Annotated in this window: 35 protein-coding genes, 1 tRNA gene and 1 pseudogene; 24 read left to right on the top strand and 13 right to left on the bottom strand. The window is 44.9% G+C overall.

What is annotated here, in order from left to right:
* Positions 1 to 6 precede the first annotated feature (6 nt).
* The 4 genes from AB6E54_RS17240 to mutY form a co-directional block, all read right to left on the bottom strand.
* A tRNA-Phe gene (locus AB6E54_RS17240) sits at positions 7 to 82 on the bottom strand.
* Positions 83 to 185: 103 nt separating this feature from the next.
* A complete protein-coding gene (gene mltC / locus AB6E54_RS17235) occupies positions 186 to 1,319 on the bottom strand; it encodes a membrane-bound lytic murein transglycosylase MltC (RefSeq protein WP_017063191.1) in 1,134 nt (377 codons plus the stop codon).
* Between the two features lie 69 nt (positions 1,320 to 1,388).
* Positions 1,389 to 1,661, bottom strand: coding sequence for an oxidative damage protection protein (locus tag AB6E54_RS17230; protein WP_004735465.1), 273 nt, complete (start codon positions 1,659 to 1,661; stop codon positions 1,389 to 1,391).
* A 28-nt stretch (positions 1,662 to 1,689) separates the two neighbouring features.
* Positions 1,690 to 2,751, bottom strand: coding sequence for an A/G-specific adenine glycosylase (mutY, locus tag AB6E54_RS17225; protein ID WP_372106503.1), 1,062 nt, complete (start codon positions 2,749 to 2,751; stop codon positions 1,690 to 1,692).
* A 165-nt stretch (positions 2,752 to 2,916) separates the two neighbouring features.
* Between mutY and trmB the strand changes: the two genes are divergently transcribed.
* Both trmB and glsB read left to right on the top strand, forming a co-directional pair.
* Positions 2,917 to 3,636, top strand: coding sequence for a tRNA (guanosine(46)-N7)-methyltransferase TrmB (gene trmB / locus AB6E54_RS17220; protein WP_029222028.1), 720 nt, complete (start codon positions 2,917 to 2,919; stop codon positions 3,634 to 3,636).
* Between the two features lie 185 nt (positions 3,637 to 3,821).
* Positions 3,822 to 4,742: a glutaminase B gene (gene glsB / locus AB6E54_RS17215; protein WP_304564910.1), complete on the top strand. Its 921-nt coding sequence runs from the start codon at positions 3,822 to 3,824 to the stop codon at positions 4,740 to 4,742.
* 159 nt (positions 4,743 to 4,901) lie between these two features.
* On the opposite strand, the gene hemW is transcribed toward glsB, so the two are convergent.
* From hemW to AB6E54_RS17190, 5 genes are all read right to left on the bottom strand, one after another.
* On the bottom strand, positions 4,902 to 6,089 hold the full coding sequence (gene hemW, locus AB6E54_RS17210) for a radical SAM family heme chaperone HemW (protein WP_017062248.1): 1,188 nt from the start codon (positions 6,087 to 6,089) through the stop codon (positions 4,902 to 4,904).
* The gene (locus tag AB6E54_RS17205) at positions 6,089 to 6,688 is read right to left on the bottom strand and encodes an XTP/dITP diphosphatase (protein ID WP_017062247.1); all 600 of its coding nucleotides are present in this window, start codon (positions 6,686 to 6,688) and stop codon (positions 6,089 to 6,091) included. The genes hemW and AB6E54_RS17205 overlap by 1 nt, the downstream gene beginning before the upstream one ends.
* 48 nt (positions 6,689 to 6,736) lie before the next feature.
* Positions 6,737 to 7,168 (bottom strand): DUF4426 domain-containing protein, encoded by a 432-nt coding sequence (locus AB6E54_RS17200; protein ID WP_017062246.1) that lies wholly within the window; start codon positions 7,166 to 7,168, stop codon positions 6,737 to 6,739.
* Between the two features lie 136 nt (positions 7,169 to 7,304).
* Positions 7,305 to 8,279 (bottom strand): tyrosine-type recombinase/integrase, encoded by a 975-nt coding sequence (locus AB6E54_RS17195; RefSeq protein ID WP_108181140.1) that lies wholly within the window; start codon positions 8,277 to 8,279, stop codon positions 7,305 to 7,307.
* The gene (locus AB6E54_RS17190) at positions 8,276 to 8,881 is read right to left on the bottom strand and encodes a LexA family transcriptional regulator (protein WP_258183172.1); all 606 of its coding nucleotides are present in this window, start codon (positions 8,879 to 8,881) and stop codon (positions 8,276 to 8,278) included. The genes AB6E54_RS17195 and AB6E54_RS17190 overlap by 4 nt, the downstream gene beginning before the upstream one ends.
* A 168-nt stretch (positions 8,882 to 9,049) precedes the next feature.
* Here AB6E54_RS17190 and AB6E54_RS17185 point away from each other — a divergent pair, with 168 nt between their 5' ends.
* The 22 genes and pseudogenes from AB6E54_RS17185 (at position 9,050) to AB6E54_RS17080 (ending at position 21,268) form a co-directional block, all read left to right on the top strand.
* On the top strand, positions 9,050 to 9,280 hold the full coding sequence (locus tag AB6E54_RS17185; protein WP_108181138.1) for a helix-turn-helix domain-containing protein: 231 nt from the start codon (positions 9,050 to 9,052) through the stop codon (positions 9,278 to 9,280).
* Positions 9,281 to 9,289: 9 nt separating this feature from the next.
* Positions 9,290 to 9,463: a hypothetical protein gene (locus tag AB6E54_RS17180; protein ID WP_181359772.1), complete on the top strand. Its 174-nt coding sequence runs from the start codon at positions 9,290 to 9,292 to the stop codon at positions 9,461 to 9,463.
* The gene (locus AB6E54_RS17175) at positions 9,463 to 9,711 is read left to right on the top strand and encodes a hypothetical protein (RefSeq protein ID WP_108181137.1); all 249 of its coding nucleotides are present in this window, start codon (positions 9,463 to 9,465) and stop codon (positions 9,709 to 9,711) included. The genes AB6E54_RS17180 and AB6E54_RS17175 overlap by 1 nt, the downstream gene beginning before the upstream one ends.
* Positions 9,712 to 9,716: 5 nt before the next feature.
* The gene (locus AB6E54_RS17170; protein ID WP_108181142.1) at positions 9,717 to 9,986 is read left to right on the top strand and encodes a hypothetical protein; all 270 of its coding nucleotides are present in this window, start codon (positions 9,717 to 9,719) and stop codon (positions 9,984 to 9,986) included.
* Entirely contained in the window at positions 9,986 to 10,177 is a 192-nt protein-coding gene (locus tag AB6E54_RS17165; RefSeq protein ID WP_102489552.1) for an antitoxin MazE-like protein, read from the top strand. The genes AB6E54_RS17170 and AB6E54_RS17165 overlap by 1 nt, the downstream gene beginning before the upstream one ends.
* A gap of 18 nt (positions 10,178 to 10,195) precedes the next feature.
* The gene (locus tag AB6E54_RS17160; protein ID WP_108181136.1) at positions 10,196 to 12,082 is read left to right on the top strand and encodes a replication endonuclease; all 1,887 of its coding nucleotides are present in this window, start codon (positions 10,196 to 10,198) and stop codon (positions 12,080 to 12,082) included.
* 64 nt (positions 12,083 to 12,146) lie between these two features.
* Positions 12,147 to 12,464: a hypothetical protein gene (locus tag AB6E54_RS17155; protein ID WP_054542928.1), complete on the top strand. Its 318-nt coding sequence runs from the start codon at positions 12,147 to 12,149 to the stop codon at positions 12,462 to 12,464.
* Positions 12,457 to 12,996: a hypothetical protein gene (locus tag AB6E54_RS17150; protein ID WP_108181135.1), complete on the top strand. Its 540-nt coding sequence runs from the start codon at positions 12,457 to 12,459 to the stop codon at positions 12,994 to 12,996. The genes AB6E54_RS17155 and AB6E54_RS17150 overlap by 8 nt, the downstream gene beginning before the upstream one ends.
* Complete coding sequence (locus AB6E54_RS17145) at positions 12,983 to 13,450, top strand: hypothetical protein (RefSeq protein WP_372106499.1); 468 nt, start codon at positions 12,983 to 12,985, stop codon at positions 13,448 to 13,450. Before AB6E54_RS17150 ends, AB6E54_RS17145 begins: the two co-directional genes overlap by 14 nt.
* A pseudogene (locus tag AB6E54_RS17140) lies at positions 13,359 to 14,174 on the top strand (hypothetical protein). Before AB6E54_RS17145 ends, AB6E54_RS17140 begins: the two are co-directional and overlap by 92 nt.
* Positions 14,175 to 14,482: 308 nt before the next feature.
* Entirely contained in the window at positions 14,483 to 14,611 is a 129-nt protein-coding gene (locus tag AB6E54_RS17135) for a hypothetical protein (protein ID WP_372106497.1), read from the top strand.
* Positions 14,612 to 14,623: 12 nt separating this feature from the next.
* Complete coding sequence (locus tag AB6E54_RS17130; RefSeq protein WP_108181126.1) at positions 14,624 to 15,439, top strand: major capsid protein P2; 816 nt, start codon at positions 14,624 to 14,626, stop codon at positions 15,437 to 15,439.
* A 9-nt stretch (positions 15,440 to 15,448) separates the two neighbouring features.
* A complete protein-coding gene (locus AB6E54_RS17125) occupies positions 15,449 to 15,724 on the top strand; it encodes a hypothetical protein (RefSeq protein WP_372106494.1) in 276 nt (91 codons plus the stop codon).
* A gap of 2 nt (positions 15,725 to 15,726) precedes the next feature.
* Positions 15,727 to 15,873, top strand: coding sequence for a hypothetical protein (locus AB6E54_RS17120; RefSeq protein WP_372106492.1), 147 nt, complete (start codon positions 15,727 to 15,729; stop codon positions 15,871 to 15,873).
* Positions 15,873 to 16,079, top strand: coding sequence for a hypothetical protein (locus AB6E54_RS17115; RefSeq protein WP_102492033.1), 207 nt, complete (start codon positions 15,873 to 15,875; stop codon positions 16,077 to 16,079). The genes AB6E54_RS17120 and AB6E54_RS17115 overlap by 1 nt, the downstream gene beginning before the upstream one ends.
* On the top strand, positions 16,060 to 17,049 hold the full coding sequence (locus AB6E54_RS17110; RefSeq protein ID WP_372106490.1) for a hypothetical protein: 990 nt from the start codon (positions 16,060 to 16,062) through the stop codon (positions 17,047 to 17,049). The genes AB6E54_RS17115 and AB6E54_RS17110 overlap by 20 nt, the downstream gene beginning before the upstream one ends.
* Positions 17,046 to 17,675, top strand: coding sequence for a hypothetical protein (locus AB6E54_RS17105; RefSeq protein ID WP_372106489.1), 630 nt, complete (start codon positions 17,046 to 17,048; stop codon positions 17,673 to 17,675). The genes AB6E54_RS17110 and AB6E54_RS17105 overlap by 4 nt, the downstream gene beginning before the upstream one ends.
* Positions 17,675 to 18,502, top strand: a complete 828-nt coding sequence (locus AB6E54_RS17100) for a hypothetical protein (protein WP_372106488.1) — start codon at positions 17,675 to 17,677, stop codon at positions 18,500 to 18,502. Before AB6E54_RS17105 ends, AB6E54_RS17100 begins: the two co-directional genes overlap by 1 nt.
* 71 nt (positions 18,503 to 18,573) lie before the next feature.
* Entirely contained in the window at positions 18,574 to 19,002 is a 429-nt protein-coding gene (locus AB6E54_RS17095; RefSeq protein ID WP_108181114.1) for a M15 family metallopeptidase, read from the top strand.
* A complete protein-coding gene (locus AB6E54_RS17090) occupies positions 18,999 to 19,409 on the top strand; it encodes a hypothetical protein (RefSeq protein ID WP_108181113.1) in 411 nt (136 codons plus the stop codon). Before AB6E54_RS17095 ends, AB6E54_RS17090 begins: the two co-directional genes overlap by 4 nt.
* Positions 19,410 to 19,914: 505 nt before the next feature.
* Positions 19,915 to 20,856, top strand: a complete 942-nt coding sequence (locus AB6E54_RS17085) for a hypothetical protein (RefSeq protein WP_372106485.1) — start codon at positions 19,915 to 19,917, stop codon at positions 20,854 to 20,856.
* On the top strand, positions 20,840 to 21,268 hold the full coding sequence (locus AB6E54_RS17080; protein ID WP_108181109.1) for a hypothetical protein: 429 nt from the start codon (positions 20,840 to 20,842) through the stop codon (positions 21,266 to 21,268). The genes AB6E54_RS17085 and AB6E54_RS17080 overlap by 17 nt, the downstream gene beginning before the upstream one ends.
* 242 nt (positions 21,269 to 21,510) lie before the next feature.
* Here AB6E54_RS17080 and yggU read toward each other — a convergent pair whose 3' ends face one another.
* From yggU to AB6E54_RS17060, 4 genes are all read right to left on the bottom strand, one after another.
* On the bottom strand, positions 21,511 to 21,801 hold the full coding sequence (yggU, locus tag AB6E54_RS17075; RefSeq protein WP_102333140.1) for a DUF167 family protein YggU: 291 nt from the start codon (positions 21,799 to 21,801) through the stop codon (positions 21,511 to 21,513).
* Positions 21,802 to 21,830: 29 nt separating this feature from the next.
* On the bottom strand, positions 21,831 to 22,388 hold the full coding sequence (locus AB6E54_RS17070) for a YggT family protein (RefSeq protein ID WP_017067798.1): 558 nt from the start codon (positions 22,386 to 22,388) through the stop codon (positions 21,831 to 21,833).
* Between the two features lie 76 nt (positions 22,389 to 22,464).
* Positions 22,465 to 23,283, bottom strand: coding sequence for a pyrroline-5-carboxylate reductase (proC, locus tag AB6E54_RS17065; protein ID WP_102321471.1), 819 nt, complete (start codon positions 23,281 to 23,283; stop codon positions 22,465 to 22,467).
* Between the two features lie 78 nt (positions 23,284 to 23,361).
* Positions 23,362 to 24,066 (bottom strand): YggS family pyridoxal phosphate-dependent enzyme, encoded by a 705-nt coding sequence (locus AB6E54_RS17060; protein WP_017062243.1) that lies wholly within the window; start codon positions 24,064 to 24,066, stop codon positions 23,362 to 23,364.
* Between the last annotated feature and the right edge of the window lie 20 nt (positions 24,067 to 24,086).

Here is a 24,086-nt window from a genome sequence, read left to right as displayed (position 1 = left end):
AAATTGTGGTGCCCGGAGGCGGAATCGAACCACCGACACGAGGATTTTCAATCCTCTGCTCTACCGACTGAGCTATCCGGGCAACGGAGCGCTATTAAACGGATTTTCTGCATAACCGTCAACTCCTTTTTTGAAAATAACTAAAAAAACCGTTCGTTCGTTGTTTTTTTATTCAAAAGTGAGGGTTATGTTTTACCTTGGTTAAATTCTTTTTTGAATTGCGTTACTTTTTCGAGGTATCGGCGCGACTCTTTATTTGGATGCTTCTTGGTAAGCGCCCAGTAGGCTTGGCTCGGTTGCAGCGAGTTTAAGTCTTGCATTGCTCGCTTTCTGTCCTTACTGAAGGTATTGAGTACGCCACCAGTACCGCCGTTATAGGCTGAAATCATACTGTATTCAAGCGTTAATGGGTTTTTTACGTCTTTCAAATAACGATTTTTAAGGATGTAAAAGTATGCGGTGCCAGCATCAATGTTGTTTTCTGGATTGAATAAGTACTCAGGGCTTGGTTCACCAGGTTTCTTTTTGACGTGTTCAAATACATCTCGACCAGCGGTTTTAGGTACCACCTGCATAAGACCATAAGCATTAGCCCAGCTTACGGCGTACGGGTTGAAGCTACTCTCTGTCTTGATGATAGCGTAGATTAAATCTTCAGGGATGTCATAACGCTGAGACGCTCGTCGAACGATGTCGGCATATTGATAACTACGCTGGCTAGCGTGGTCGGCCACCATTGGGATTTCAACGTAGTAGGCTTTTTTAAAGTCGACTTCTTTGGTTTTTAGGTTATTCGCGATCAGGTAATCCGCAAACTGGTTCGCTCGCCAAGTCCATTGAATGGGCTTTTTTTCTTGGTCTACGACCTGATTATAGAGGAAAGGTTTGCCTTCTAGCTTGATGCTTTTAGAAGAGAATAGATCGACATGCGCCGGATCATCTGGCGTCAAAAGGGTCGTCATGATCGCATTTTTGAGGTGTTTTTTCGGTTCGGTAGAGGAAACCGTTTCCACCGTTATCAGGCCTTGGCTAAAATTCACTTCTGAACGACTTAAGTAATTATCTATGTATTTCACATAGTTACTCTTACCTGCTATCTTGATTTCACTGCTACCCCAACGTTTTTGAATGTTGCCTGAAAAGCTATCTATTAATGAATCTAGCGCCCCGGTATCTTTTTCAAATTGTCCGGGTAGCTCAGCTAAATTCTTCACAAACCGGTTGGTTGGCTCGTAATTGACATCATAAATGCTTTCGACAAATTCACGGCTGCAGCCAGTTAATAACATGGCTGTTAGGAAGTAACTTAGCTTTTTCATAGTTCCTCATACAAAAATGACATCGCAGCGTTAACCATGATGTCATTAAAAATTGCTTAAATAAATGTCTTATTCGCTTGGTGGAGTGTAGCCATCAATAACGACATCTTTACCTTCGAAAAGGAAGTTAACCATCTCAGTTTCAAGAAGTTTACGATGCTCAGGATCCATCATGTTTAGCTTCTTCTCATTGATAAGCATGGTTTGCTTGCTTTGCCATTGTCCCCAAGCTTCTTTAGAGATGTTGTCAAAGATACGCTTACCTAAGTCACCTGGGTAAAGTTGAAAATCTAGGCCTTCAGCATCTTTTTGAAGGCGAGCACAAAATACAGTGCGGCTCATAGTGGTTCCTCTTATCGCGTTCGTTGATTCAAACGTCGTCGTTCAGTTCAAAGGGTAGGCTCTCAATAAGCTGCTTTACAGGAGCGGCTAGGCCAATTTCTTCCGGTTTTGATAAGTTATACCAGAGACCTTTAGTCCCTTCCATTATCAAATCTGGTTGTTTATCTAATTTTACTAATACAGGTGTGATATCTAAATGGTAGTGGCTGAAAGTATGTCGAAACGCAATCATGGTCTTGATCGAATCGGTTTCACTATCTTTGATCGAACGAAGATCTAATTGATGTTCGATCTCTGCGTTTTCATTTTGAGGGAAACAGAACAGTCCTCCCCAGATACCAGACTGAGGGCGTTGTTCGAGCCATACTTGATTATCGTGGTACAGAATCACAAACCATGTTTCTTTTATTGGCTTTTCTTTCTTCGGTTTCTTACCTGGGAAATCGAGCTGTCGATCGAGCTTCTTAGCTTCGCACATGCTTTCAATCGGGCACAACGTACATTTGGGCTTGCTACGAGTACAAACCATCGCACCCATATCCATCATGGCTTGATTGTACTTATCGACATCTTGTTGCGGAGTGTGTGTTTCTGCGTGTTCCCACAACTGGTTCTCGACTTTCTTTTGCCCCGGCCAACCCTCTACAGCGAAGCTTCTCGCCAAGGTACGCTTGACGTTGCCATCAAGAATTGCATAAGGAAGTTTATGCACAGAGGATAGCACTGCAGCGGCAGTAGAGCGTCCAATACCCGGTAGCGCGTTCATTTCTTCGATAGAAAGCGGAAATTCACCACCGTATTGCTCTGCAACAATCTTGGCAGCCTTGTGCAAGTTACGAGCTCGCGCGTAATAGCCAAGCCCTGTCCATAAGTGCAGCACCTCATCTTGTTCGGCGTTCGCTAGGTCAATAACCGTTGGAAAGCGTTCTAAGAAGCGCTGGTAGTATGGAATCACCGTGGCGACTTGAGTCTGCTGAAGCATGATTTCAGATAGCCAAACGGTGTAGGCGGTTTTGTTTTGTTGCCAAGGTAATTCTTTACGCCCAAAGGCGTCATACCACTTTAATATGGCGGTTGCGAAAGGAGTCACGACATGCTCTATGCTTTGCTATTATTAGGAGTGAAATTGCACCACACTTACGGTTGGATGTAAAACAGACAAATTGTGTGGGAATTTATCCACGGAAAGACTTGCACCGGAGGCAATTCTTTGGATAATCCCCGCTTTGATTAATCAATGTGCAGGCAAAAATCAATGAGTGAAGTGACCACTAACGAATATACTGAAGACGGCAAACTGGTTCGTAAGATCCGTAGTTTTGTTCGCCGCGAAGGCCGCTTAACAAAAGGCCAAGAAAACGCGATGAACGAATGTTGGCCAACAATGGGTATCGACTACAACCCAGAACTTCTTAATTGGAAAGAAGTGTTTGGTAACGACAACCCTGTTGTACTAGAAATAGGCTTCGGTATGGGTGCATCACTGGTTGAAATGGCAAAGAATGCGCCTGAAAAAAACTTCTTAGGTATTGAAGTTCATAGCCCAGGTGTTGGTGCGTGTTTAGGTACAGCTCGCGATGCTGGCGTAACTAACTTGCGTGTAATGTGTCACGATGCAGTTGAAGTATTTGAACACATGATCCCAGACAGCAGCCTGCATACACTGCAACTGTTCTTCCCTGACCCATGGCACAAAGCTCGTCATCATAAGCGTCGTATCGTTAAGGCTGAGTTTGCAGAGATGGTTCGCGGTAAGCTTCAACTTGATACTGGTATTTTCCACATGGCAACAGACTGGGAAAACTACGCAGAACATATGATTGAAGTGATGAACGTCGCTCCAGGCTTCAAGAATATCGCTGAAGATGGTGATTACATTCCTCGTCCAGACGAGCGTCCGCTAACTAAGTTTGAAGCGCGTGGCCACCGTTTAGGTCATGGTGTTTGGGACATTAAGTTTAAGCGTACTAAGTAATTCTGAATCAAATTAAGTGAAGGTGAATCCGACTTAGGATTAAACCCTACACTTTATGGGATTGATTAAAGCCAACATTATTGTAATGTTGGCTTTTTTGTCCTTAGGCTTTTATTGCGATAAAGGTTTAAGGACAGAAAGTAATGTCACACCCCCTACAAAAATAACAATAAAGAAGTAAGCACATGAAACCAACTCAAGCTATTTTGGCCGAGATTTTAGATGAAGTTCGCCCTTTAATTGGTCAGGGAAAGGTCGCTGATTATATTCCTGCATTGGCTCGCGTATCGAACCAAAAACTGGCGATTGCGGTATACACCAATGAAGGTGAAGTTATTCAAGCTGGCGATGCTGATGAGGCTTTTTCTGTGCAATCAATCTCTAAAGCTTTAAGCCTGACGTTAGCGATGGTGTTGTATAAGCCGGAAGAGATTTGGCAACGAGTAGGGAAGGAGCCTTCAGGACAAGCCTTTAACTCGATGATTCAGCTTGAGATGGAACACGGCATCCCTCGTAACCCGTTTATTAACGCAGGTGCGATTATCGTTGCTGACTTATTGCAAAGCCGTCTATCTGCACCAAGGCACCGTTTATTAGAATTTGTACGTCAGCTATCAGGTGATACTCATATTGTGTATGACAAAGTTGTGGCGGCTTCTGAAATGATGCACAGCGATCGCAATGCTGCCATCGCTTATTTGATGCGTTCATTTGGTAACTTTGAGAACGATGTTATTCCCGTACTCAACAATTACTTCCATGCTTGTGCGCTTAAAATGACCTGTGTTGATTTGGCGAAAACCTTTAGCTACTTGGCTAATAAAGGCGTGTCTGTTCAAACCAAGAAAGAGATCATCACGCCGGTTCAAACCAAACAATTGAATGCCTTGCTTGCGACATGTGGTTTGTACGATGGGGCGGGAGAGTTTGCCTATCGTGTTGGTATGCCCGGAAAGTCGGGCGTTGGTGGCGGTATTATTGCTATCGTTCCTGGCGAAATGACGATTGCGGTGTGGTCTCCAGAGCTTGATCCTTCTGGCAACTCGCTCGCAGGTACTAAGGCTCTAGAGTTGCTTTCAGAGCGAATTGGTCGTTCTATTTTCTAAGAGAAAGATTCGAGCACGGACGTTGTCCTATAGAACGCTTCGCTCCGAGAGAGGGCTATAAAACAAAAAGGGTTGACCCTAAAGCCAACCCTTACGCAATGCTTCTCGAATCTCGAATCTCGAATCTCGAATCTCGAATCTCGAATCTCGAATCTCGAACTACTCGTCTTCTTCTGCCATAAAGGCTTCTAACAGATCATTGAGAAACAGCTTTCCTTTTTCAGTGATCTGCCAGTGAGTGTCGGTTTCCTTCAAGTAGCCTAGCTCTTTTGCCCATTCAATCGTTTTTTGAATCGAGTCAAAACCAAGCCCTGTCGTATCAATGAAATCCTGCTTTGGACATGCTTCCATTAACCTAAAGCGGTTCATGAAAAACTCAAAAGGGCGGTCTTCATTCGGCACTTCAAATTCATCTGATAGATAAGGTTTTACCATGTTTTGGTACGCAGCTAGATAGCCTCTAGGGTGCTTAACCTTAGTGGTACGAACAATGCGTCCATCTGTAAAGCTCAGCTTGCCATGAGAGCCACAGCCAATACCTAGATAGTCACCAAAGCGCCAGTAGTTGAGGTTATGTTGGCACTGATATCCCGGCTTGCTGTAGCCTGAAATTTCGTACTGCACATACCCTGCGTCTGCGAGCTTCTTATGGCCTAGGTCGAAGATATCCCAAAGGTCATCATCATCAGGCAGCGTTGGTGTTTTGTAATAGAACATGGTGTTAGGTTCTATTGTTAGCTGATACCAAGATAAGTGCGGAGGGTCGAGTTCTATCGCTTTATCCAAATCAGCCAACGCTTGTTCAATACTCTGATCGGGTAAGCCGTGCATTAAGTCTAAGTTGAAACTATTCAATCCAATCTTATGCGCTAAATGAGCGGCATTTACCGCTTCATCTTGACCATGAATACGCCCAAGTCTTTCCAGTTTCTCTTGCTCAAAACTTTGCACACCCACCGAGATTCGAGTAATGCCTGCCTTTTGGTAACCTGCAAAACGCTCAGCTTCGATAGTTCCCGGGTTGGCTTCCATGGTGATTTCTATTTCAGGTTTGAACGGGATGCGCTGTTCAATGCCTTGTAACAATCGGCCAATTCCTTCAGGAGAAAACAGGCTTGGGGTACCGCCACCAATAAAGATCGAATGCAGTGGGCGAGGCATACCATTGAGCTGATATTTTTCGATATCAGTATCGAGATCCTCAAGCAGTGCATCGATGTACTCTTTTTCAGGGATCTCGGCTTTCAGAGCGTGAGAGTTAAAATCACAATACGGACACTTTTGTACACACCATGGGATGTGTACATAGAGGCTAAGTGCGGGTGGTATTAGCGCTGCATTGTGCATTACAGAGCTTGCTCCTTGAGAGTCTTGAATAGTGACGCAAGCGCTTTACCACGGTGTGATAGTTGCTTCTTACGCGAAGATTCAAGCTCTGCTGAGGCGCAGTTATCTTCTGGTACAAAGAACACAGGATCGTAGCCAAAGCCATTCTCACCGTGTTCTTCAGTAAGAATACGACCTTCCCATTTACCGTGACACACTAGAGGTGTTGGATCATTCTCGTGACGCATTAGCACCAACACACAGTGGAAACGCGCAGTACGCTTTTCAGTTTCGACACCTTGCATCGCATCTAATAGTTTTTTGATGTTCTGCTTATCGGTTGCCCCTTCACCTGAGTAACGCGCTGAATAGATACCTGGCGCACCATTTAAGTAATCAACCTCTAAACCTGAGTCGTCAGCAATGGCTGGCAGCCCTGTTTCTTTCGCTGCGTGGCGAGCTTTGATGATGGCATTTTCAATGAAAGTCGTTCCTGTTTCAGCGACTTCTGAAACGTTAAATTCACTTTGCGCGACAACGTCAAAACCAAACTCAGACAGAATATCTGCCATCTCGCGAACTTTACCTTGGTTGCCTGTTGCTAAAACAATCTTACTCATGGGAATGTAGCTCTAAATAAGTTAATAAATGAAAAGTAAGGTTTGAGCTTACTCTTCTATATAGAATTTCTGTGTGAAACGCAGTGGACCAGTGCCTTTTAGGCCTGCGTTCACATCGATGTCGAAGGTGATGTTTTCTTCGTGAGTTACGGGGAACTCAGCAAGGTAATAAATCGCATCGCCTTCTTTGATTTCTCGAAACTTCAAAGTACGGGTGTTTCCAACGAGGTTCTTCGCTGTTCCCGTAATTTTAGCCGTTGTCGCAGGCTTGCCTAGAGAAGCCTTGTCTAACACGCTGATGTTGAGGATTGCTGAGTATCCATTTCGCTTAAGTTTGTATTGCTTAGCGACTTGCGAAGTTAAGAACGTGGAATTAAAAGCCGAGTAATGAACCTCGACATCCTTAATGTTCTTAAATTGCCCTGCTGAGCTTGGTAAGGCAACAAGAGCGGTGAGTAGTGCTGTTATCCATAAACGCATAATGACTCCAATAAATAGCAAAAAGCCATCATAGGATGGATTCTATAACTCTTTTAAATTAATGAATTCCAGTAAAATAAAGGCTTAGTGATACTGTTTTTATTTACATATGATGGGGTGTGTATAGTTAATGTGGTCATTTTGTGGATCTTGTTAAAGGGTTAAATCTAACGGCATCCAACAAATAATCAGGAGCAAAATGAGCATATGTCATTGTCTGCTGAATTGTAGCGTGACCAAGTATTTTTTGTAATGCGAGTATGTTACCACCATTCATCATAAAGTGACTTGCAAATGAGTGTCGAAGAACGTGAGAGGCTTGTCCCTTTGGTAAACCAAAATCGCAGTTTTTTAAGCATTGATAAAAGCTAGTGTAGCATTCGCCAAACAAGCGGCCATTTCCATCTTGTTTGATCTCTTCCTCCAGCTCTTCACTAATCGGAACCGTTCGGTTTTTCCCATTTTTTGTATCAACAAAGGTTACTCGACCATGAATCAGATTACTTCCCTTTAGGCTTTCCGCCTCGCTCCATCTTGCTCCTGTAGCCAAGCATACCTTTGCTACTTTGAGCGCATCACCATCTAGTTTGAGAAGTAATATATTTATCTCATCGTTAGATAAGAAATGCATTTCTTTTGCTCTTGGACGAGAGATCTTAAACCCATGAGTTGGATGTTGACTATGGTACTCTTGAGCTTCGATAAGTACGGTGAAAACGTTACTTAGGCTCATTATTTTTCTGTTGAATGTAGTTAAAGCAAGATTCTTTTCTAAATGGAAAGCTCGGTATTCAGCTAGCAATTTGTGGGTGAGCTGGTGGGCTTTAGGCTTACCTAGTTCCCTGTCGATTTGCTTTAATATTCGTAGATAGGTAGTAGCCGTTTTTTTTGCTTGTCCTTCGTACTTCCACCACAAATCGATGAGCTCACTTAAGCTGCGCCTATCAGTTGGCTTTTCTAACCAATCTTTATTATGTGCGGTTGCGAGCAGATGCTTTTCGTATTGCTGCGCTTCGTATTTCGTTTCAAATTTACGGCGGTAACGCTTTCCTTCTCGACCTTGTGGTCGAGCATCAACAAGGTACTGAGAGCCTTGTTTTTTGATGCTCATAAGTTCTTAACGACCTGACGAACACGACCATTAACATGTAGCCTCTCTAACTCACCTTTAGGTAAAAGAAAGTTATCGTGGTCTTCGTTATCGCTAATAATATGATAGCCCTGTGATGCTAAATCGTAACGCAGCCTTTTAACAAGAAGACTGTCATCAAGGGTTATTGCATACACACCATCAAGTACGCCTTCCTGCTTTCGCATGTCGATTACTAATAAATCACCATTCATCAATGTAGGCACCATAGAGTCCCCGCTGGCTTTGATAGCGCAGGTTTTTTCTTTTTTAAGGCCTAGACGTTGTAAATCATCAGTGAAAACTAAGTGCTTACCTATGACTTTGTCCGTGTCAGTAAAACAGCCATTCCCTGCACTAGCTTCAGCTGAGTAGATTGGGATTGATGTGTAATTACTTTCTGTTACTACCTTTGCGTTTTCTAGTGAAACGTTACCAGATGCAATTAGCCAATCCGCACTAACATTAAATGCATGAGATATTTTAATTAAAGAGTCAACGTTTGGTTGAGCCTCACCTTTCAGGTATCTCAGCATTGCTGGCGCGGATACATTGCACTTGGAGGCCATTTGTCGAGCTGACATTCCTCCTCGAAGTTCATTCAACCTATCAGTAAAACTAATGATTTCATCCTTCATCTCTATTTCGCCTGTTGATTAATGTAACTAACTAGGTTTAATCTTGCCGTACGCTTTCGTTACATTTGGTTCTGTATCGTTTTGATTTGTTCGGATGTAACAGGGAAATATAACATGAACATACCAACTCAACTAGATATGCCTTATCTGCCAGTTGATGAGTTCGCTCGTCGTTGGGGAATTTCGCCGCAAGCTGTTCGCAATATGATTCATGAAGGCAAGTTGCCCGCTAAGAAGAAAAAACGTGGAGAGAAAAAGGTTTATATCAACATGCTTGTTCTTTGGGAGCACGCCCAAGCTGATGCTGATGAGAATGCGAAAGATATTTTTTTTAGAACGTTTTAAGGGGGCTTTATGAAAACACCAATTCATTCAATCAGTATCGATGTTCACACTTACGCAGAAGCTAAAGAGCTTTTCGATTATGCAACCAGAAAGGCTAGTAAAACCAATTCTAGCTTTTGGTTACACGTCCGTAACCAGTCACTTGAAGCAATGAATCTATTGAAAGAAGTGGAAGGTGAATAATGAGAGTTAAAACTGAAAATAACCTTCTTTTTGATAGTTCACACCCGAAGTGCCAGCTGCACTTCGCACGTACCCACGGGCGCGGATTTGCGTTTGTTCAGTGCATTGATACTGGTTTGGATGGTAAAGCTGAAAGGGTGAAACGCTATTGGGGGTTTTATGCCGATTCTCTTGACGAAAAAGAGAATGAAGTATCTATCTATAACATCATTAATTCAGGCTCTCCATGGCCTGAGCTACCGAAATGATCATCATGGGCGACGTCACCTATAAAGAGGCAGTTTCAAGTGTTGAGCTGCCTATTACCGACCCAATACACAAGCCTTGTCCTGATATGGCAGCGCTTGAAAACTTTGATGTAAAGAAGACTGAGAGAGCGCGTTTCCTAATATCGAAGCTTCGAGAAAAGCACGGCATTAGAAAGCGTGTTCAATCAGAGCCTAGGCCACTGACTTACACCTGTACTGAGCATGGGTGTATTGAGTCATGGGGTTCGGTTAACAATGAAAAAGAAGGTCAATGATGAGCCGCAATAGTAAGTATGAGGCAGCTAAGAAAGCGCAAGGACTTAAAAAGGTCACATTATGGGTTCCAGATAATAGAGAAAGCGAGTTTCACATGCTGGCGAAAGCATGTTGTGAGTTTCGTCATTTAACCTTTAATACTCTGCGAGATACCCAATCCGGTAAGTACATTTCTTTAGAGCGTTTATAACCCGTCACTGGTGACACCATGAGTACCTACAAGCGATTTTATCAACCTAATGTAAACCAGTCTGTTGGTCAGTTCGTCTCGAACATTACAGCACACTTACCCGTGATGCTGCGCCAAGATATCGACCTCAAGATTGGGATACGTAAGAATCGTGACAATCCTACTGACCGTAATCTATCCGCATTCGCTAAAGAGCGAGTGAACTTTGTTGATAAAGTCGCTCATCACTTCACAAATAAATTCCCTTTTGGTTATGTCTGCTATGAGCCTAATCCTTTAGAGCTGACTCATGACATTCTCATGAGTGACGACCTAATCAAAGACTTTGCCGTCAAGCTTACGGTGGCCTTTGCCGATATCATTAACGATATCGCTATTGTCGAAACTGAAAAACGCATTGATGGCATTCCTGATAGCTCTCTGGATTACTACGAGGCATTACATTACGGCTTTGAACAAATCCGTGATGTGATGTTAAAAGCGTTCATTGAACCACCTAGTGCCGATACCCGTGACATTGGCAAAAAGCTCACCATTCGAGACGCAGAAACCATTCTAGAGTGCGCTATTCGTCGTTGTATCGACCCGAAATATTTAACACGCAAACTTAAACGCCTACGCAAGCAATACATTGAGCATGCTCAAGTAACCCTAGGCAATGTCGGTAAGAAGCAAGGTCAAACGCACTACGTATCACGTCTAACGCTATCCAACTTTAAACAGAAGATGCGCGAGTCCGAAGAGTTCATGCAAAACATGGTGGTGATTAGCCACGACACCATGCAGGAATTCAACCTTGCAGAAGTCGCTTCACGTACCACCGCCAACCTAGAGAACCGACGCGTTGAACTGGTTGTTCGTAGCCGAGGTGATGAAGAGCGTGCTATTGATATGGGTTTTGAGGGCGTATTTATCACATGGACACTCCCGTCTAAATATCATCGTAATTCGCACAAATGGAACGGTTGTACCGTCAAAGAAGCGCACCAAAACCTAATGGAGCAGTGGAAACTTGCCCGTGCTCACTTTGCCAAGATTGATTTACCTTGGTTTGGCCTACGGGTGGCCGAACCTCACAAAGACGGCACTCCACACCTCCATGCGTTTGTGTATTGCGCCAAAGAGCACAAAGCCGACCTAATGCGCATTTGCGCCACGATTGCCCGTAGTGAAGACGCTGACGAGCTTCATACCAAAAAACAACGTAAAGCGCGTTTCCACGCTAAACCTTGCGACCCCAACAAAGGGAGCGCAACGGGTTACATCATCAAATACATATCAAAGAACATTAACGGGGCACACATGCCAGAGGGCGAAGCGAGCGAGATAGCCGTATCCGTTCGAGCGTGGGCGAGTGCATGGGGCTTAAAGCAGTTTTCACAATCGGGCGCACCTGCTGTTGGTCTATGGCGACAATTAAGACGCGCCAGTAAATTGGACGTGGCCATTGATGAGGATTTAGCGAATCTACATGACCATGCAGATAAATCACGTTGGAAAGAATTTACTCAACACATTGGGGATTTGCGTCTTGTTCATGAAGAGCAATTTAATCAGTACGGTGAAACAACCAAGCGAGTGATTGGCCTTAAGTGGTTAGGTCATGTGATCGAGACGTGCAGCGAGCGTTTTTCTATTGTGGCGAAGTGCGATGTGGATGCGTGGAAAGATGAGCGAAGCGAATTAACCCAAAGAAGCGGAGCTTCGTCTTGGAGCACTGAAAATAAGTGTAACCCGCCTCCAAAGGATGAGGTTACACCGCTAGAGAAAGCATTGATGGACGTGACCGGATGGAGCGTTAAAGGGGTTCAATGCTTACTCAAACCTTTATCCATGGGGGCAAAAATACTTATTGATAAATTCACGACTCTAAGCATTCGAAATAGACAGCTTAGAGTGACTTAAACCATTGCCAACGATGTGAATCAGGGGCTAAACACTAAACAACGTCGTGAGACAGAGGATTGAAATGAAAATACTATCGCTTGATGAGTGCCAGCGAGATTTAGCCGCTTTGGACGCGGCTGACAGGCTCACCGCCAACATGAAAGTAGAAATTGACCGCTTCAAAGAAATGGATACCAGCAAGCTCATGAAAAAAGCCATGGGAATGCTGATGAGTGGCAACTTGTCACTCGAAGCTTTAGGGCTTCCCGTCAATCTATTTGAGCAATTAGAGCAACTCGAAAAACTCAATGGAGTGGCGCGCAATAAGTACCGCGCTGTTGTTGTGGCCAACCAAGAGCAACTTGGTGATGTGGAAAGCGTCGAGGTGAAACATGGCTAAATATGAAAACCCTGTTCGTGGGTATATTGCTTGTCCTGTTTGCCAGTCTGCCGCCACCACTCACCAAGTGGGTGAGGGGCAATTGATCGCGTCTGGTGAGCCACCAAAAAACAGCCGTAACATTGGGCTGATGTATTACCGTTGCCCTGAGTGCGGTAACAGTTCGAATAGCAAAAAGGTTACGGAGTTCATCAAAGCGAATTCCGTTGCTGAGTTAACCGAACTTAAACCGAACCCAACCGAAACAGGTTCGGTTATTGAGTCGGATTTGATAACCGAGCCTAACCCTATCGATGCAAGTGAGTTAACCGAATTGGTGCAAATGGGTGAAGTCAGTAAAGACGCGGTTTCCAACCGAGAGATAACCGAAACGGTCGATGATGAAAAAACAGAAAAAACCCCAAGTAAATTCCCCTTTAAACGAGTAATCACGGGGTTAGCGTCGGTTATCTTTATCATTTGGGCGGTGTCTCAACTGCTACCGAAAGCCTCAGCTGAACAACCGCAAGGGGGTGAGCATGGAGCAAGTTAACGAAACCTTATCAGGTGAACAAGTTGAACTGGATGATTGGGGGGATTTTGGCTCCGTTATTCATCAGCTTGAAGAGCAAGAGAAAACCGAGAGCGATTTAGTTGGCTTAACCGAGCCAACCGAAACGGTAACCGAAGATAAAACGGAAGCTATGGCAGGCTTACTGAATATTTTGTTTGCCTTAACCGAGCAAGCGACCTCCATCATTTCGGGAGTTGAATTTGAGTTTGACGGTAAAGGTAAGCAAGCAGTGATGGATGCGGCTGAGCCTGTCTTTGCAAAACACGGTAGTACGCTTATGGGCGTGTTTGGGGATTACATCGAAGAGGCAACCTTATTGCTTGCGGTGCTTGGTTTGATTTATGCCTCTAAAAAGCAATTGGTCATGTTGCAACAATCAAAGGAGGTGGACGGTGAAAAAACCGAAGCCCCTAGCTCTACCGAACCCCGTTAACTCGAACCCGTCACATGATGCCGAACACACCATTTATGTGGCGGGAACAGGAGGAGGTAAAACCTCAGCCGTTAAGCATTTGGGGCTAGTCCCTAAAACGGCTCAAGCGGTCTTTTTTGACCCCTACACCAACTACGCAGGGAGTAAATTTCAAGGCCAAATGTGCCACGGCACTTCATCACGCTTAACCTTTGTCAAAACGCTCATTATGGCGCGTCGTCGCGGTGGCTCGTTTAAGCTGGCCTACATTCCAGCAAATGGGGCAACGGCAGACGAATTAGAGTTCTTTGCGTCGGTGGTGTGGTCGGTGGGTAACGGTCGGGCTAGCCAGCTCTATACCGTTATCGAAGAATTAGCGTCATGTGTTGAAACCTCGGGCAAGCTTCGAGGTCGTGCGGGTGAGCTGCTACGCGATGGCCGTCAATACGGTCTCGTTGTCCACACTGTTTTTCAACGCGGTCAAGAAGTACCCAAAACCGTGACGGAACAATCCAGCGTTTGGTGGGTGGGCGCGGTTAACTCAATGAGTGATGCGCACTGGATAGCGGATAAACGCGGGTTGGATGTGAATATCGTAGCGGGGCTAAAGTCTGCCAAGGTCAATAAGTAGCTCATTGGTAAGCCTATTGCTGAATATCTATTAGTTAGAGACGGTATAGGAAATATTGAGCACAAAGCTTTAAATTGTAGAGAGGGCAAGAAGTTAGCATTGAACTATAAGTAAGAAAAAACTCCCTCTCGCAGGGGAGGTTGAGGGAGCTGCCTAAAAATAAGGCATAGAGTAGGTATCAAACTTAACAGGCGTCATATACAAATACGCCTGTATGAAGCCATGAGAAGGTATCATCTTTTTTTGTTTGGCTAGTTAGCTTTAATTATTATTTTTTTTCGTCAATGCCTACATCGCATTTCAACCTATAGGTTACCCATCCAACCTATAGGTTACTTCTCCTTTCTTTTTTTGCCTCACTCCTATTTGATTAACCCTCAATTTGTTTATTCACAATCCAACGTCGAGAGACAGGGGAACTCATGAAAGCTCAACATAAAAACATGTTGATTGCTGTAGTACTGACCCCACTGGTGATTGCCATCATCAATAACGTATCAACGCTAGAAGCAGTCAAAGAACTCATTAACGGCAAGCGTGGCTGGTTTTAAGGAGAGTTAAACATGTCAGTAAAACCAATCAAACTTAATTCCATGGTCGGAGCTGCTTGGGGGCAAAAAGGCACACTACCTATCCCAGTTGGCCCTACTTATCAAGAGTTAGTGCTCGAAACTAACGCCAGTGCTGACGAGATTGAGCGCTTGTCAATTACGCTGAACGCTGAAGAAATCTATGTCTTAACAGGCAGTGAAATTCTGATGCTTGAGCGATACAAACAGCGCGCTCATACCGCAGGCCATTACGTGATCCCATTTAGTGATATTTCTGCTCGCACTAAAAACGGGGTGCGTTACACGGGTCTCGTCACCGAAGCGGGTGACAATATCCACTTGGACATTCAATTCAAAGCCAAAACCAGTGGCGATCCGTTATCGATTCAAGTTCATGCATGGGTGACGAACGCGCAGCCAGCACGAATCATCGTGCCAATGGTCAAGCGTGAAACCATGCCCGCGAACGCAGCTGGCGTTAACGAGTTTACGAGCTTGGTATCGAGCCCGTTAATCAGCCTGCGACGTGCGCACTTTATGCATGCGGGTATTACTAAGCTTGAAGTCGAGCGTGACTTTGTCAAAGAGTACGAAGCCAACAAGTTTATCAATGAAGCGAATGCGCATCGTAACGAACGCACACCTCAAGCGGGTTACTTCCACTTCGATCCGATTGTGCGCGGCTTTTCGATTGATGAGCTATTTCCAACACAGCATAACTCTAACTTGAAGTTCTCCGTCACAACAACGGACGTAGCAGGCTCAATTCCTATTTTGGTTGAATCGGTGAAAGTGGTTCGCCCTGACATGCTCGCGGGTCGAAGCTAAGGAGCCGATATGAGCTTTTTTGATGACCTCTTAGAGTTTGGGAGCGGTGCGCTTGATAGCGTAGGCGAAAATGCCGATTGGCTGTTTGGTGAGGATGGTAACTCGTCCAACCCCAACACCACGCAGCAACCTAACGCGCCCGTCGTTGATAATAACGGTAATGCTGTGACCACACCGCAAGGCGACTTACTCGCTGCGAAAGATAACACCCTGCTTTATATGGGCGGTGGTCTTGCCGTGTTACTGGTGGTGGTTCTTCTGGTTGTCCTACTGAAAGGTAAATAGTGATGCCATTACTTTTTATTGGCTTAGGCGGTCTTGGTCTTGGGTCTGCGCTGGGGTTTGGTGTGAGCAAGGGCATTAACAAAGCACTGACTGTAACCGCTGTTTTGGCCTTGTTATACCTTGCTTATAAATCGGGAGTATTTCGCTAATGCTGGGTTCATTAACCTCTTTAACGGGGGGCGGTGGCTTGACGGGTGGGTCTTCGGGGCCTGCTAAATCAGGTAACACATCTAACACCACCAATAACAGCGGCTTTACCACGGGCACCATCAGTTTAGGCAGTAATAACGGGATACCGTGGTGGGGCATTGCGCTCATCGCGCTTGTTGCGCTGTATGTTCTCACTCGAAAGTAACTTAATTCCTGAAATCTGGGATAACGCCAAGCCGAGGCTATGTAAAGCCCTTGGTGATTATCTTAAGCAGGCAGAAATTGAAGTAAAAGCGGGGCGTGAGTCCCTGTATCGAGTGGGTGACACCTACATGTTACTACGTGGTGAGCAGTCCCCAATAGGCTCTAAAGAGTTGGTAGTGGTGGCGTTAGCGGGTGACATGGCAGCGGGTACGCTCAGCGCGATTCATCACGGGGTGGCGAATGGATTTGAGTCCATTCGAGCCCACTTTAGCAAGCGCGGAGCCTATCGCTACATTCAGCGTAAGCTACAACTACCCGTTCGAGAGATAGAGACTGACAAGGACGAGTACGTATTACAAATAAGGTTTGAAGATATGGGCGGACGAAGTAGCTCAAAGAGTGATGCGAAAACCGTCACTACAACCACCAACAAAAGCAACAGCCAAGTGATTGGTGGTGATAACAATGGCTTTGCGCTGTCAGGGATTGAGAACTCTGACATTAATCTAAGCATGACCGACCATGGCGCAATGGCGGTGGCGGGTAAAACGGCCGAAGAGGCGTTTAACTTTGGCACTGACGCCTTAGATTTTGCGTCCGATACGGTGGACACTTCTTTTTCATTCGGTGAAAACGCCTTAGATAGCGCATTGGACGCTAATGAAAATGCGCTTAATGGTGCGTTTGGTTTTGGTGAGCGTGCGCTCGATGCGAATGCCAATCTCAGCGAGTACGCGATAGGGGCAAATTCTGACCTTAGCGAGCACGCGATTGATTCGATTAAATCCATGGCAGGCCAACAAACCGAAACCACCAAAGCTGCGATTGCCATGGCGAACGCCGCGAAAGGTCGAGAGCAGACGGGTGAGAACGAAAGCAATAACGAGCTGTTGAAAAATATCTCTTTGATGGTCGGTATTGTGGTGTCACTTATCACCATGGCGTACTTAGTGGCGGGGAAGAAATCATGAAGCAACACCAAACATTGAGCGCTAACGGGAGTGTTCGATTTAACGCAGGCCAAGCGGGTAAGTACCTCATTATTCGAGAAGCCAGTAATACCCTCATGCTTCGTGGTGATGCATTGCGTCCTGTAGAAATTGAACGCGGTGATACGGTCGATATTACGAAATTTGATGAGCTTGAGCTCATGAATCTGCATAGCGAATCTGTCACCGTTGAGTACCAAATATCCGATATTCCTATCGTGACTCGTGCGCAAAAGGTCTCGGTGGACAATCAAATTGTGGTCAGTGAAATATCGCGGCCTCTCACGATTGAATCCATGCCAGAAGTGGCACTGGCGGGAACGCCAACGGTGTCGATTACATCGATGCCAGCGATAGAAACCACCACCGCAAAAATGAACCTGTCCGATTTGCCTGATGCAAGTATGACAGGGAGCGTTATTTCTATTGATGCCAATGAAAAACGCACTGCGGTGATGCTACAAGCGGGTATCGATAATGTTGAGCCTGTGATTGTACAAGGCTGCTTGCGCTTGTATGCGGGCGGCATGTTGACCATTCCGTCAACGCAGGCGGTCACCATGACAGGCTTAACGGGTGATGTGGTGTACTGCGGGGAGGTGCTCTGATGCTGAGTTATGGAATGACGCAAGCCGTGGCTAAAGCGTCAACAGAGCGCGTTGGTGTGACGCGATACGCTACCAAATTAGAAGCCTCCGCAGGGCTTAATGAAAGCGGTGCATTAACGCCAAGCAGTATGTACAGCGTCTTTCGTGATGCAATGGCGTTTTACAAAGATGTGCATTACTCCGTCTTTGCGAGTAGCTCAAATGGGCAAAGCGTGAGCATAACCCTTCCTAACGATGTATTTAGCGCAGAGTTTTGCGTGAGTTGGTCTGGTGATGATGCTGTGATGGCAACGGTTCACGTTTATCAAGAAGACGGCTTAACAGTAGAGCAGAGTGAAATAGAGCTGCGCAACGGTGAGCCTGTGACTTGCAATCTGGGGCGACAAGCTGAAAGCATCACGATGAGCCTCCCACCAACGCCAAACAGCGAAAGCGGCTTTTTTAAAGTGTCCAATGCCATGGCGTATCGCGGTTATCGAAAAACTCTAGAAGATGATGCGCAGCTCTTTGTGCTTACAGGAGGCCTTAATGGTAGTGCCATTGGGTATCAAAGTGGTGCGTTCGGGAATTTAACACCGACCGTCACCATAGAGGGCTACGAGTGCGTGCGACTCACGGCATTGAGCGGTGTGGTTAGACTCTCTTTCTCTGGTGATGTTTCTCTCAATGGTCGAACGGTTGTGATGTGGGTTAATGGGATCAGCTGCGACTTTGTGCTGTCTATTCAAGGCTCACTCTATACCGCCATGACGACAGACCCTAACGTGTACTCGATCGTTAGAGGCTCCCTAAGCGAAGAGTTGAACATTCAACTCCTTTTCCTTTAGGGCTTTGAGCCATGAGCATAAAAGCATTAGGCCTACTGTTAACCGGTTCTATTTTTCTAGGAGTGTATTTAATGAACAAGGAAACCATTAACAAAGCTGTGAGCCGCTTTGCGCTGTCAGCCAGAAGTGAAGCCCAAATGATGGGTGTACGCGGTGATTTAAAGCGAGTCGTTCGCCGCGCTATTGAGCTAACCCCGTTTGATTTTGGCATTACGTCAGGTAAGCGCACCGCAGAGGAACAGAACGCTCTATTCAAACAAGGAGCAAGCCAGTTAGACGGATACAGTAAAAAAAGCCGTCACCAATCGGGCTGCGCAGTTGATTTTGTTGTGTACGACGAAAACGGCAAAGTGACTTGGGGCTTTAGTTATTACGAACAAGTGAGTTGGGCATTCAAACAGGCAGCGGATGAGTTAGGTATTCCGATTGTATGGGGCGGTGATTGGGTGAGCTTTAAAGATGGCCCTCATGTTGAACTCGATAAACGGGTGTATCCATGATAGGCGCAATCGCCAACCTCATTACAGGCGGTATTGATGCGTATAAGCAGCACGGTATCAATAAGGCCAATAAGCTCAAACGACAAGATGAGATGGAGCAAGAAAAGCACATAGCAAAGGTAAGGCGTTTACAGTCGGGGGATGAGCAATCCGCTAACCTTGATGAACTCAGTATTAAACAGCGCAGTTGGAAAGATGAGTTTATCTTGTTAGTTGTTTTTATCCCGTTGATGTTGGCTTTTATCCCTGATTATGCAAGTTACGTAGCGCAGGGGTTTAGTTCACTCGAAGTGATACCTGATTATTACTGGTACGTCGTCTTTGCAGTGGTGATTGATACGTTAGGAATGCGGTCAATGTTGCGCTATTTGCTTGAGTTCTTCTCGCATAAATTTAAGGGGAAGTAAGCATTGGATGGCGCAATCATCAACGCATTGGTCAGCCTTACGGGTGAGGTAAATCCAGCCTTAACCGCATGGACAATTTACTTGTTAATTAAAATCACTCGTGAAATTTACAGTCACGATAAACGAATTTCAAAGCTCGAATGGGAGAATGACAATGGCTAAAGCAGGATTAAAAGCAAACGGCACATTAAAGAAAGGTTACCGTTTTGCAAGGGGTGGGAAAGTCGTTAAGGCTAAGAACACGACAACCAAGCGCAAAAAGCGTAAGTAACATTGATACCTAAACCTCTCTTTTTACTGTTCTTGTATCATGGTTTCCTGAAACCATGATACAAGAACAGTAAAAACACCAGACAAAAAGGTCGCTAACAAATAGCGGCCTTTTTTATTGTGTATTTCTGTGTGGTTAATTAGTTTTTTTCACTATGCCTTTAGTCATATAAAAAGTGATTCATTTGGTATGATTTTATCCACTTATCATTAGACTACTACAAGGCAACCTCCAATGCGGTTTGAATCGACATCTAACCCTTATGCCCAAGAGATACAGGAAACCACTCAAGAGCGAGCTAAGCGTCACAAAGAAGCTCGACAAGCTGAGTTAAAGTATTCAGCAAGCGATGAGAAGCGGTGGGCTGAAAACCGAGAGCGTGTACTAAGAGATAGAGAGGTCGCAGGGTTGGGAATGGTGACCCAAGAGGGAGGCGTATCTCAAACCCTCAGCGACTCTATTGGATTGCAGTGCTCGCTTGAAGATGAAATGTCTAAAAATCATCAACATGTTCTCATCACAGACCTTGAAGACGCTCATAAGCTCCTACATAACGTTTGGCTTGATGCCGGAAAAGATGCAGCAGCACTGGCTATGAGCATTAACTCTGTAAAGTCTTGGGCAAACCATACTGAGCCAATGTTTAATGCTGCGTCTATTGCCAAACAGTTTGGTGATATGGGAGTAAAGGCAGATTTGGTAGAGAGTAAGGGTAAAATGTTTGTGGCATTTTCTGGCACAGATAAGAATGGTAAAGTTTTGCAACATGCGCTTGTGAATGGCACTCGAATTAATATGAACGGGAAGAAGTATCCCCTCAATTCATTTAAATCGATGCAAGCAGGCTTTAGCCCTCAATCCAAAGCCGCAAACTTTAAAGGGGCGGGGGTATTAACGTTCGTCGTATCAGCCAGTATTGCGACCAGTGATTTAGTCTTTAAAGATGATTATCACCTAGTCGACTGGTTTGGGAATGTTGGCTCAGATATGTTCAAGTTTATGCTTCAGACAGCAGTTGGAGAGGTTGCATTATTTGCTACCGCTGCTTTAGGTTCGCCGATTTTAGTTGGTGCATTTTTTGTAACAGCCGCATATGTTCTAATTGAAATAACTTGGGGGGAATACAAAGTAGCTGACAAAATAGTAGGGGTACTTGAAGATGTCACACAAGATTAAATTACGCTTAGCTGGCGTTTTTGTTCTTTTATTCGGATTACTTTGTTGGGGTTATCCTTCTTATATAGTTTATAGGGACTATCTTGATCTGTTAAATCGGGCAGATACGGTACAAGTCTCCATTATTACTCTGTGGGTCCCTGTTGGCTTTTTAGGGGCTTTAGGGTGCGTTTTTTTTATGACACCGAAAGCTTTGGTATACGGAAAGAAGATTAATGAACTTTATTCTCAGAGAGCAATGCAATTAGCTAACAAAGCTTGTATTTATTTTGCATTAGCAGGGGTGGCGTTTGCTGTGGGTTGGACATATCACTCAATTGATTTGTTAGACAAGTATGGTTATGTCTATAGCCGAGATCTAACAAGAATCACTCCGACAGGGATACACCTTATGTACGTGAAAGCTCGATAGCTTAATTGGCAAGAATGGAAAAACAAAAAGCCCAACTCAATGAGTTGGGCTTTTTTTGTTGCTAGCAAATTTATTCAGATTTTCGCAATTGAATAAACATGCACTTGTATGGCAGGGGTGGAGAGATTCGAACTCCCAACACGCGGATTTGGAATGCCTTACTTATCAAGCTGTGGTCTTTTTGTGGCCGCTTTCTATTGTGGTTTGTTTTAAATCAATAGGTTAGGGTGTAACTAAAGCCATCATAGGATGGCTTTGACTTCAGTTGGGATTTGGCTTGGCGAGCATATTCGAACTTGCTTGTGCCTACCGAGATCTCCCTTTTCTATCTTAATTTGCCCTTTTGCGACCTTAAACTGTTTCGCAAGGTATTTCGCTAAGTGGGCGTTGGCTTTGCCATCTACTGGTGGAGCAGTTATGGCAATTTTGAGTTCCTCACCATGCAAGCCAACAATCTTGTCTCGGCTTGCTTTGGGTTGGATATAGAGCTTAAGAAGAATATCGTTTTCCTCGGCCCAAACCGCTTTTGGCATCGTCAAAGTACCTGATGTTCGTACTTGAATTATAGCTGATACCAAATAGGACCAATCATGTCGCCCATTAGGAAGTTCGCAAACTGTAGAACAATGAACAGAACCAGAACGCTTAAGTCGAAGCCACCCATATCCGGTAGGATACGGCGGATAGGCACTAGCATTGGTTCAGTCAGTTGATGGAATACGTACTCGATTGGACTACGACCTTGGCTTACCCAGCTTAGGATTGCACGGATAAGTAGAACCCAGAAGATCAAACCACCAGCCGCTTTGAGCAGAGACAGTGCACCAAAGATAAGGAAGCTAATATCGAAAACGGCAGCGCCGCCAGAGATAATCAGGTTTAGAGCAACGAACTTAAGTACACACAGCACATAAGCGAAAACAACGGTCGCTAGATCAAGGCTGCCGATTGATGGAATAACTCGGCGTAGTGGGGCAACAACCGGTTGTGTCGCTTTTACGATGAATTGTGAGAATGGGTTGTAGAAATCTGCACGTGATGCTTGTAGCCAGATACGCAAGATCACAACCATGATGTAAAGATCAAAAACGGTCGAGATCAGAAAGCTCATCGAGTTCATATTGTTTCCTTTTTCGGATTTACTTGTCGCTTAGATATAACCAGAGCGGCAAAATGCTTGTTTACCTTGATTGGTACTAAAACAGTTTTTCCATCTCTTCAGCTCGAGCAACCGCCGCTTGCATGGCTTTGGCTACGATGTCTGATAGTTGATGTTCGTTAAACGTGCGTAGTGCTTCTGCGGTCGTGCCGCCTTTGGATGTCACTTGTTCACGCAGTGTTGATAATTCAGTATCTTGGTTTGCTACCACCATCTCTGCCGCGCCTAATGCAGACTGCTGCACTAGCTTACGAGCGGTTTCTTGGTCAAAACCTTGCTTGATTGCTTCAGCTTGCATCGCTTCCATAAACAGGAAGAAGTAAGCCGGAGCACTCCCCGCCGCCGCAATGATGTTGTTGATACCAGATTCTTGTTCAACCCAGCTCACTTCACCTACAGCTTGCATCAGCTGAGATGCAAAGTCTTTATCATTTTGGCTGACCGTTGAATCGGCATAAAGACCGCTCATTCCTTTACCTAGCAGTGATGGCGTGTTTGGCATCACACGAACAAGGTTCAGTTGGCAGTTTAACATCTCATTGAGTCGATTCGCATTAATACCCGCAGCAATGGAGATAACCAGTTTGTTGCTAAAGTCGATGCTTTGTAAGGGTTTACATACATCAGCCATCATCTGTGGTTTCACTGATAACACAACAACGTCTGCTTTTTCAGCTGCGGCAATATTATCGCTGGTGGTATTGATGCCGTATTCTTGTTCTAACGGCAGCCTTCTGGTTTCTGAAGGTGCTGTCGCAGTAATCTTTTGCGCTGGGTAACCACTAGCAACTAAGCCAGCTACAATTGAGCGAACCATGTTTCCCGCCCCAATAAAGGCGATGTTCTTATGTACCATATATAAAATCCTGAGCGTGTCGCTGCGCGGATAAGGCGAAGCGGTATCAATACTTGTACTTGTCGTTACTTACTACGGCTATTTCGCGTAATCACGAGCGCCGAAAATAGCTGTTCCAATACGAACCATGGTGCTGCCAGCCTCAACTGCTGCATCCATATCACCACTCATCCCCATCGAAAGGGTATCAATGTCTGAATACTTCGCGGCTAGCTTGTCTTTAAGCTCTGCCAGTTGAGAAAATGCATTAAGCTGAGATTGATAGTCAGATACGTTTGCAGGAATCGACATCAATCCTCTTAAGGTGAGGTTGGGGAGCGATGAAATCAACTCCGCGAGTGCAAAAACTGTCTCTTCTGAGGTTCCAGATTTGGACTCTTCACCACTGGTGTTTACCTGAATCAACACTTGCAAAGGTGGAAGTTCGCTTGGTCGTTGATCATTAAGCCTTTGTGCGATCTTATCGCGATCGACGGAATGCACCCATTGAAAGCTTTCCGCGATTGGGCGGGTTTTATTGGATTGAATTGGACCAATAAAATGCCACTCTAAATTTAGGTTAGAATGTTGTTCTGAAAAGTGTTTTACTTTATCTACACCTTCTTGAACATAGTTTTCACCAAAGGCAACTTGGCCTCCGAGTGCGGCTTCTAGAATCGCATCAATAGGTTTAGTTTTGCTGACGGCTAAAAGTTGCACGGACTCTGGAGCTCGTCCGCACTTTTGCTCAGCACTACGAATCTGTGAGGTGATTTGTTCGATATTTTGTTGAATACTACTCATAGCTGACTTTACTTAAGGGA

Origin of the sequence: Vibrio sp. 10N.247.311.49 (assembly GCF_041467655.1) — a bacterium.
Lineage (GTDB): Bacteria > Pseudomonadota > Gammaproteobacteria > Enterobacterales > Vibrionaceae > Vibrio > Vibrio crassostreae_C.
This window is presented reverse-complemented; position numbering and strand designations above follow the sequence as displayed.